This window comes from Terrabacter terrae, assembly GCF_039529575.1.
Lineage (GTDB): Bacteria > Actinomycetota > Actinomycetes > Actinomycetales > Dermatophilaceae > Terrabacter > Terrabacter terrae.
In genome coordinates, this window is sequence record NZ_BAAANB010000098.1 from 1 (window position 1) to 2,288 (window position 2,288).

At 73.2% G+C, this 2,288-nt stretch carries 2 protein-coding genes; both read left to right on the forward strand.

From position 1 onward, the window contains the following. Positions 1–98 precede the first annotated feature (98 nt). Entirely contained in the window at positions 99–1,025 is a 927-nt protein-coding gene (locus ABD194_RS19460) for a VOC family protein (RefSeq protein WP_343994569.1), read from the forward strand. A gap of 53 nt (positions 1,026–1,078) precedes the next feature. Further along, a partial coding sequence (locus ABD194_RS19465; RefSeq protein WP_343994571.1) for a class I SAM-dependent methyltransferase occupies positions 1,079–2,288 on the forward strand: 1,210 nt, incomplete at its 3' end.

Below are 2,288 nucleotides of genomic sequence, written 5' to 3' on the forward strand. Positions count from 1 at the left end.
GCCGCCGAGATGCTGGCCCCCATGGTGGCCGAGCTCGCCGGCCGATGACGCGTCCGGTTCGCGGCGCGGCAGACCGGCCGGTCTCCTAGGCTGACGTCGTGCTCACGAACCGGTCGGCACCGCACGCGCGGGTCACGCCAGTGCTGACCGTGGCCGACGTCCGCGCGGCCGTCGCCTGGTACACGGAGGTCCTCGGCTTCGTCGAGCACGTCCGCATCGGCGAGGGGCACCGCTCGCAGCTGGGCCTGCCGGACGGGCCGGCGGCCGAGCTGGTCGTCGCCGAGGTCCGCCCCGGCCGGCGCACGCCGGAGCGGGAACGCTCGCACCAGGTGATGCTCAAGGTCGCCGACGTCGCCCGCGTGGTGGAGACGGCCATGGCCCGAGGAGCAGTCCTGGTCGACCCGCCGCACGACTGGGAGTACGGCGAGCGGCAGGCCACCATCGACGACCCGTTCGGGCACCAGTGGGTGCTGGGCCAGACGCTGGCCGACGTCGAACCCGAGGAGTGGGGCGGCCAGACCGTGATCCCACGCACGGTCGCGCGCGGCTACGGTCGGGGCATGAGCATCGAAGACGTCGGGCCGCGTCCCCAGTCGTTCGACCTCGAGAGCGAGACGCTCGAGAACCGCACCTACCGCACCGTCGCCTGGAGCGGCAGGTACCTGCAGGTCACGCTCATGTCGATCCCGGTGGGCGGCGACATCGGGCTGGAGCAGCACCCCGAGACGGACCAGTTCATCCGGCTCGACGGCGGTCGTGGTCGCGCCCAGATGGGTCCGTCCAAGGACGAGCTGACCTTCGACCAGGAGGTCACCGACGGCTGGTGCGTCCTCGTCCCCGCCGGGAGCTGGCACAACATCACGAACGTCGGCGACGAGCCGATGCAGCTCTACACCGTCTACGCGCCGCAGCACCACCAGCCCGGCAAGGTGCACGAGACCAAGGACGTCGCCGAGGCCGACACGGACGACGAGCCGGCGGACTGGTCGGTCCAGCCCGAGTCCGCCCCCGACCAGCACGGGTGAGCGGGAGCTCCCGCCGTCAAGCAGGAAGTGCCCCACCCGCTTCAGGAGGTCGCATGGACGTCGCCGCAGTGCTCCGACCGGTGGTCGATGCCGCCCTGGGCACGCAGGTCCCGGTGCGCATCGACTGCTGGGACGGCAGCTCGCTGGGCCCGGCGGACGCTCCCGTGGTCGTCCGCTTCACCTCGCGCCGCGCCCTGCGCCGCCTGGTCTGGGCGCCGAACGAGCTGGGCTTCGCCCGCGCCTACGTGTCCGGGGACGTCCGCATCGAGGGCGACCTGCTCGACGCGCTGAGCCGCTTCGACGCGCTGGCCGACCCGGAGCGCGGACCCGGCGTCCACGTCGGCCGCGACACCGTCTCCGCAGTGGCCAAGGCCGCGCTGCGGCTCGGCGCGCTGGGCCCACCGCCCCGTCCGCCCGCCGAGGAGATCCGGCTCTCCGGGCGCCGGCACGCGCAACGCCGGGACGCCAAGGCGGTCTCGCACCACTACGACGTCGGCAACGACTTCTACGCGCTGGTCCTCGGCCCGTCGATGGTCTACTCCTGCGCCTACTTCGAGGAGGCGCCCTCGACGGCATACGGCCTCGAGGACGCGCAGCGCGCGAAGCTCGACCTCGTCGCCCGCAAGCTGGGGCTGCGCCCGGGGATGCGTGTCCTCGACGTCGGGTGCGGGTGGGGCTCGTTCGTCCTCCACGCGGCCCACGCATACGGCGTCACCGCCGTGGGGGTCACGCTGTCGCAGGAGCAGGCCGCCTTCGCCCGCGACGCCGTCGCGGCGCACGGGCTCGGCGACCGCGTCGAGATCCGCGTCCAGGACTACCGCGACGTCCCCGACGGGCCGTACGACGCCATCGCGAGCATCGGGATGGCCGAGCACGTCGGCCTCACGCAGCTGAGCACGTATGCCGCCCACCTCCATTCGCTCCTCGCGCCGGGTGGGCGACTGCTCAACCACGCGATCTCGCGGCGCCCCGGGCCTCCCGGCGACCCGAAGGGCGACAGGACCTCGTTCATCGACCGCTACGTCTTCCCCGACGGCGAGCTGCACCCGCTCGCGACGACGGTCGACGTGCTCGAGTCGGCAGGCTTCGAGGTCCGTGACGTCGAGTCGCTGCGCGAGCACTACGTCGACACGCTGCGCGCCTGGGTGGGCAACCTCGAGGAGAGCTGGGACGAGGCCGTCCGGCTCTCGAGCGCGGGCCGGGCCCGGGTGTGGCGGCTCTACATGGCCGGCTCGGCGCTCGGCTTCCAGTCCAACCGCCTCG